The sequence below is a fragment of the Chryseobacterium sp. NRRL B-14798 genome (assembly GCF_050470705.1).
In the GTDB taxonomy this organism is placed as follows: Bacteria; Bacteroidota; Bacteroidia; order Flavobacteriales; family Weeksellaceae; genus Chryseobacterium; species Chryseobacterium cupriresistens.
The window spans coordinates 1-5742 of the sequence record NZ_JBFLUL010000003.1; the positions used below are offsets into that span (position 1 = coordinate 1).

Annotated in this window: 11 protein-coding genes and 1 pseudogene; all 12 read right to left on the bottom strand. The window is 39.7% G+C overall.

All coding sequences use genetic code 11. The annotated features are described in order from the left end of the window. Positions 1–229 (bottom strand): hypothetical protein (locus AB1278_RS00200; protein ID WP_429811630.1); only part of this gene is annotated, 229 nt, incomplete at its 3' end. 101 nt (positions 230–330) lie between these two features. After that, positions 331–858, bottom strand: a complete 528-nt coding sequence (locus AB1278_RS00205) for an RNA polymerase sigma factor (RefSeq protein ID WP_429811633.1) — start codon at positions 856–858, stop codon at positions 331–333. 142 nt (positions 859–1000) lie between these two features. Further along, positions 1001–1540, bottom strand: coding sequence for a DUF4840 domain-containing protein (locus AB1278_RS00210; protein WP_429811636.1), 540 nt, complete (start codon positions 1538–1540; stop codon positions 1001–1003). A 255-nt stretch (positions 1541–1795) separates the two neighbouring features. Continuing rightward, positions 1796–1936 (bottom strand): hypothetical protein, encoded by a 141-nt coding sequence (locus tag AB1278_RS00215; protein ID WP_429811639.1) that lies wholly within the window; start codon positions 1934–1936, stop codon positions 1796–1798. A gap of 409 nt (positions 1937–2345) precedes the next feature. Further along, positions 2346–2741, bottom strand: coding sequence for a TolC family protein (locus tag AB1278_RS00220; protein WP_429811660.1), 396 nt, complete (start codon positions 2739–2741; stop codon positions 2346–2348). Next, entirely contained in the window at positions 2702–2914 is a 213-nt protein-coding gene (locus AB1278_RS00225; RefSeq protein WP_429811642.1) for a hypothetical protein, read from the bottom strand. Before AB1278_RS00225 ends, AB1278_RS00220 begins: the two co-directional genes overlap by 40 nt. Positions 2915–3000: 86 nt before the next feature. Continuing rightward, a complete protein-coding gene (locus AB1278_RS00230) occupies positions 3001–3207 on the bottom strand; it encodes a hypothetical protein (RefSeq protein WP_429811645.1) in 207 nt (68 codons plus the stop codon). A 15-nt stretch (positions 3208–3222) separates the two neighbouring features. Next, positions 3223–3837: pseudogene (locus AB1278_RS00235) on the bottom strand (efflux RND transporter permease subunit). Positions 3838–3847: 10 nt separating this feature from the next. Beyond that, positions 3848–4216 (bottom strand): efflux RND transporter permease subunit, encoded by a 369-nt coding sequence (locus AB1278_RS00240; RefSeq protein WP_429811648.1) that lies wholly within the window; start codon positions 4214–4216, stop codon positions 3848–3850. Next, positions 4170–4739, bottom strand: coding sequence for an efflux RND transporter permease subunit (locus AB1278_RS00245; protein ID WP_429811651.1), 570 nt, complete (start codon positions 4737–4739; stop codon positions 4170–4172). Before AB1278_RS00245 ends, AB1278_RS00240 begins: the two co-directional genes overlap by 47 nt. Further along, the gene (locus AB1278_RS00250) at positions 4721–5449 is read right to left on the bottom strand and encodes an efflux RND transporter permease subunit (protein ID WP_429811654.1); all 729 of its coding nucleotides are present in this window, start codon (positions 5447–5449) and stop codon (positions 4721–4723) included. The genes AB1278_RS00245 and AB1278_RS00250 overlap by 19 nt, the downstream gene beginning before the upstream one ends. A 49-nt stretch (positions 5450–5498) precedes the next feature. Further along, the coding region (locus AB1278_RS00255) for an efflux RND transporter permease subunit (protein WP_429811657.1) at positions 5499–5742 on the bottom strand (244 nt) is incomplete at its 5' end.

Below are 5742 nucleotides of genomic sequence, written 5' to 3' on the forward strand. Positions count from 1 at the left end.
GTATCTGAGACAGCATTGTCTCTGTATCATTCTGTGGCCATAATTTTGTCAGCAAAAGCAGCAATGCAATAGCAGCAGCAATTCCTCCGATACGATAAAACAGGGATTTTTGACCTCTGCCAGCTATCTTTTCTGCCTTTTCCGTTTCTCCTTCATGCATTTCAGGAACAAATGCGGGAATGCTGCTATTTTCTTCTCCTGAAAATAATTCATCTCTGATGTCATCCACAACCCTTCCGGAACGTCCTCTTCATGGTCATCCATTCTGCTTCGCAGATTATTTAGCCATTCGTTATTCATATTGTGCTTTTTTTGACATTTTAAATTCTTTTATTTTCTGGACAAGCAATCCTTTTGCCGGTGAAACTGCGATGCAGAAGAATTCTCTGCAATTCCCAGCAGCCCGGCAATTTCTTTATGGCTTTTTTTCTCAAATACAAACAGGTTAAAAACAGTCCGGTAGCCATCAGGAAGAGCTCTGATCATCATCATAATATCATCGCGGGGGATTTCTTCAAAATCCGGGTCTTCTTCATTAGGGATATCCGGAAGATCATTTACTTCAATTGCTGATTTAAAGTCACCTTTCTGTTTAATATGCTTTAAAGATTCATTGACTGTGATACGGGTCATCCAGGCTTTTAAAGAACCACTACCTCTGTACTCAAAAGATTCTATCGAACGGAACATTTTGATAAAACTGTTTTGAAGCACATCATGAACATCTTCTTTTTCTGCCAGATAACGGGAGCATACATAGGACAGATTTCCGGAATAAGCTCCAAAAAGCTCTTTCCAGGCAGCCTCTTCCTTTTTCAGAAGGTGCTTTACCAAAATCTGTTCTTTACTTTCTTCCATATGATGCAACTGCCTCCGTATCCACCGGGATGTTATAAAACTGTCAGGCAAAAATAGATTGCATCTTTTTAATAAAGTGCAATCCATTGATGATACTATTTATTAATTTTTTATACAGAACGGGAAATTATAATCGATCACGTCATAAGGAGTAACCACTGTTCCGTCTACTGTAATTTTTTTCTGCTGTGAGCGCATATCTAAGCGTTCTATCCATCCCTACATAATATCCTTTTTGCTTAGAAACGAATTCCACAGCCGTTTTTTTGTTTACTCCGTCTACCGGAATCTGAAGCTCCATTGTTTTTGGAGTAAGAGTAAGCTCTATCACATTATTTGCGGTATTGATCACTGCTGCATATTTAATATCATAGTTCACTTTTCCAAGTGATTTTATGGCAGTTTCAGCTTTTGCAGGATCCTTTACTACAGTTTTTACGATTTCACCTATTGGAAATTCGGCAAAAGAGATCGTATCTTTCTTTACTTTGAATTCTTTTATTCCCTCTCTTTTGGTAGTTCCTTGTACAATAATCATTTTTCCTTTATAGTTTCCTGGTAATTCTTCCATTTTTACAGGCGGAATGTCCGGTCCTTCATTATCATTACATGAGAATAGGGTCAATCCTGCCAAAACCATTAAAACTGTCATAAAAAATCGGGGTACTGTCAATTTTTTCATTGCATTACATTTTCGTTAAACATTAATTATTTTCGAGTACTCATCTATATAAATCCTGTTTTCTGAAAATCTTGCATCCTTTTTTAGGAAAAAAGAATAAAAAAAATTATAACCAATTGATTTTGTGCACATAAAATTTCATCTCTTCATTGCAAATTCCGTACCTGTTATAATAATAGAGTTGTATTGATGCGTCAAAACAGCAAAAAGGAAACTACATATATAGCTTCCTTTATTATTTTTTTAAGAAATATTCTACTGTACACCTCCGCCAAGTGCTCTGTAAAGATCAACCTCAGCATTTAGTTTTTCAAGGGTAACATTGATGGTTTCCAGATCATTTCTGAAGTTTATTGTTCTGGGCAGTGATGACTTCCAGATAGGTTGCCATACCACTTTTATACAGCTTCAACGCATCATTGATTCCTTGTCCAGAATTGCTGTTCTCTGTTCTAAAAGCTGTAGTCTTTCTGAAGAACCTTTAGACTTTGCCATAGCGTCGGAAACCTCTGCCACAGCAGTCATTACAGATTGTTTAAAATTGATGGCTGCTTTTCCTGTTCAATCAAAGCTGTTTCATACGCTGTTTTCAATTCTTTTTTCTGAAAAACAGCGCAGCAAGATTAGCAGCAATCGCTTTGGTAATAGATCCGGGAATATCAAACCATGAACTGAATTTATTGGAATTGACTCCTATTTGCGGGCTTAAACCTGATACTCGGATACATGGCTGCTTTTGCCAGTCCGGTTTTTGAGTTGAGGTTAATTACGTTGAACTCTGCCATCTTCAGATCCGGTCTACGGCTCAGCAGTTGTGCCGGTAATCCTTCAAACAGTTTGTTTCGGGAATCATTGTTTTAAGGGTTCCTTCTCTTTCTATCTTCGCCGGATATTCTCCGCAAAGGATGCTCAAAGCATTTTCCTGAATCGAAATATTCTGTTTTGCCAAAGGAATCAGCAGCTCAGCGGTTTTCTTCTGTGCTTCCGATTGCTGAACCGCCAATGAATTGATCTGTCCTGCTGTAAACTGAAGATTCATCATCTTGAGCGTGTTGTCGCTTAGTTCAATATTCTGTTCAGCAATTTTCAGCTGTTCATCAAGGCTGATAAGGTTGTAATATGCCTGCGCAACCTGAACGACAATCCTGCTTTTGATGGCATTTAAATTTTCCTTTTGTCCAAATATTCTGCTGCTGCAGATTCTTTCTGCATTTTAGCTTTTCCCCAAATGTCAACTTCCCAGGAAAGTCTCAGTGCGGCACTGAAATCATCCATGTATTTTGTACCGACAAACTGTTCGTTCAGAGAGCCGTTAAGGGTATTTTTGGAAGCCCAGCTTCTGTTTGCTCCTGCAGTGAAATCCAGTGTTGGCATCAAACTAAGCTTAGCTTGCCTGTAGATCAGATCCAGCTGTTCTATATTTTCAGGGCTACATTACTTCATTGTTTCTTGAAAGGGCTTTATCTATTAAACCAATCAATTTTGGATCTTTGAAAAAAGTCTTCCATGGCAACACTACAGTATCGCCTGTCCACCTGCACAGATTCTTTGTAGGTTTCAGGAATCTGAAGGTCTGTTCTTGTATATTTTTTCCCTACGGCACAAGACATCAGCAATGATGCCATTGCGCCTGAAATAAGGACATTCTTTATATTAAATAGTGTCATTTGTCAATTGATTTTCTATCGTATTGTACTTCTTTTTCGGCAGAGAAACTTCTCATCCAGATACTGAAAGAACATGTAGAGTACAGGAATGACGAAAACTCCTAAAACCACTCCGCTCAACATTCCCATGGCAGCACTTGTACTGATGGATTTGTTTCCGGAAGCCATTCCTCCTGAAGAAATCATCAGCGGAACCATTCCTACAATAAAGGCTAATGATGTCATGATAATAGGACGTAACCTTGCCTTTGCCCCTTCCAGTGCTGAATCCAGAATGGAAAGTCCTGCCTTACGCCTTTGTATCGCAAATTCTACAATAAGGATGGCATTTTTGGCGAGAAGCCCCGATAAGCATAATCAATCCTACCTGTACATAGATGTTGTTATCCAATCCGATGGCTTTTATTCCTAAAAATGCACCTACGATTCCTGTTGGAATGAAAGCATTACAGCTAAAGGAAGGATATAACTTTCATATTGAGCTTGCCAAGAGCAGGTACACGAAAAGCAAGCACAGTCCAAAATGGCAATCGTTTGATTTCCTGCTGATTTCTCTTCCAAACTTAATCCTGTCCACTCGTAGCTGTAGTCGGATGGTAGCTTGCTTAAAGTCTGTTCCAGTTTATCCATCAATTCTCCGTTACTTACGCCTGGTTTTGGAGATACGTTGATATTTCAATGAGTTGTAAAGATTGTAACGCTGAACGGATTCAGGACCGTAGACTTTTTTCAAAGTAATCAATGTATTCACCGGTACCATATCTCCTTTTTCATTTTTTACAAAAATATCGTTGAAGGCCTGTTCATCCATTCTGAAAACACCATCTGCTTTAATATTCACTCTATAGAACTTCCCGAATCTTGAAAAATTCTGAGACTGATCTCCTGAGAAATAGGTCTGAACAGTTCCCAACAGATTGGAAATGCTTACTCCCAACTGCTTTGCTTTATCTTCATTTACTTCAAGTTTCCATCTGAGGATAATCTGCCCTGAACATGGTGTAGGCAAATGCTACTTCCGGAACCTGCATCAACTGACCGATAAGCTCATCTGCTTTGGCCTTAAGAACCTGAGGATCTCTTCCCATACGGTCCTGCAGTACAATTTCGGCATCATTCGTCATTCCGTAACCTTCTACAGGAGGCATTCTGAAGGTCATTACACTTCCTTCTTTGATTACTCCCAATTTTGCATTTGCCATGTCTACCACTTCCTGAATATCCTGAACATCACCTCTTTCTTTTTTAGGTTTCAGCTTAACAAATCCCATAGCATAAGCAGGCCCTGCGCTGTTACTAAGCAGGTTGTAGCCTGTAATAGAAGTATTTTCCTGAACGGCTTCTACACCTTTTAAGATGTCATTGATTTTGTTGGAAACCTCTGTCGTTTTGGTCAATGTGCTGTTCCCGGAGGCATACTTAAGTGTACATAAAGAATCCGTCGTCTTCCATTGGTACAAACTTTTTGGCGTACTTGACATCAGCCATCCTGCAACCCCGATAACGGCTATGATTAATCCTCCTGCATCCATTTTCTTCCTATTAAAAATCTAACGCCTTTCGCATAACGATTGGTCATATTATTAAATCCTGCATTAAATGCCACAGCAAATCTTTGCCCGAATCCTTTTGGTTTTTTACCTTCTCCCGAGTGATTGTTTTTCAGAAACACGGCACACAAAGCCGGAGTTAATGTCAGTGCGTTAACCGCTGAAATAATAATGGCTATGGCCAATGTATACGCAAACTGCTTATAAAACAATCCTGCTGAACCGGACATAAATCCGATTGGGATAAATACCGCCGACATCACCAAAGTAATGGAGATAACCGCTCCTGTGATCTCGCTCATCGCTTTATGAGTTGCCTCTCTTCCGGAAAGGTCCGTTCCTTCCATATTACTGTGGACGGCTTCCACCACTACAATGGCATCATCCACCACAATACCGATGGCCAGTACAAGGGCAAAAAGGGTCAGTACGTTGATCGTAAATCCCCCAGGACCAGAAGGAAGAAGAAGGTACCGATAATCGCCACCGGAACCGCCACTGCCGGAATAATGGTAGATCTGAAAATCCTGCAGGAATATAAATACCACGATAAATACAAGGATAAAAGCTTCTATAAGTGTTGATTTTACCTGTCCTGTAGCTTCATCCAATCTTTCTTTGGTACTCATTACCTTCGTATATTTGATACCAGGAGGGAATGATTTTGATAATTGGTCAAGGGCTTTGTTCACACCCCAATTTCAATCTGGTTGGCGTTGGATCCTGTAGTCTGCATAATCGCTACAGTAACCGCATTTTTTCCATTGAAAGGTTATCTCCGGTATTTGAAATCGCTCCGAATTCCACACGGGCAACATCTTTAAGCCTGATGATCTGACTTCCTATATTTTTAACAATAATATTTTCATATTGTTCCGGCTTGTTCTTTTTTCCTTTATAGCGGATTACATATTCTAAGGCTGCATCAGATTCCTCCCCAAGTTTTCCCGGAGCTGATTTCCAAACTTTGGTCTGCGATCGCTCT

What these genes read in the sequence shown, in the direction of transcription:
- AB1278_RS00205 (WP_429811633.1), bottom strand. Translation starts at nt 858, where the DNA reads ATGGAAGAAAGTAAAGAACAGATTTTGGTAAAGCACCTTCTGAAAAAG.
- AB1278_RS00210 (WP_429811636.1), bottom strand. Translation starts at nt 1,540, where the DNA reads ATGAAAAAATTGACAGTACCCCGATTTTTTATGACAGTTTTAATGGTT.
- AB1278_RS00225 (WP_429811642.1), bottom strand. Translation starts at nt 2,914, where the DNA reads ATGCCAACACTGGATTTCACTGCAGGAGCAAACAGAAGCTGGGCTTCC.
- AB1278_RS00230 (WP_429811645.1), bottom strand. Translation starts at nt 3,207, where the DNA reads ATGACACTATTTAATATAAAGAATGTCCTTATTTCAGGCGCAATGGCA.
- AB1278_RS00245 (WP_429811651.1), bottom strand. Translation starts at nt 4,739, where the DNA reads ATGGATGCAGGAGGATTAATCATAGCCGTTATCGGGGTTGCAGGATGG.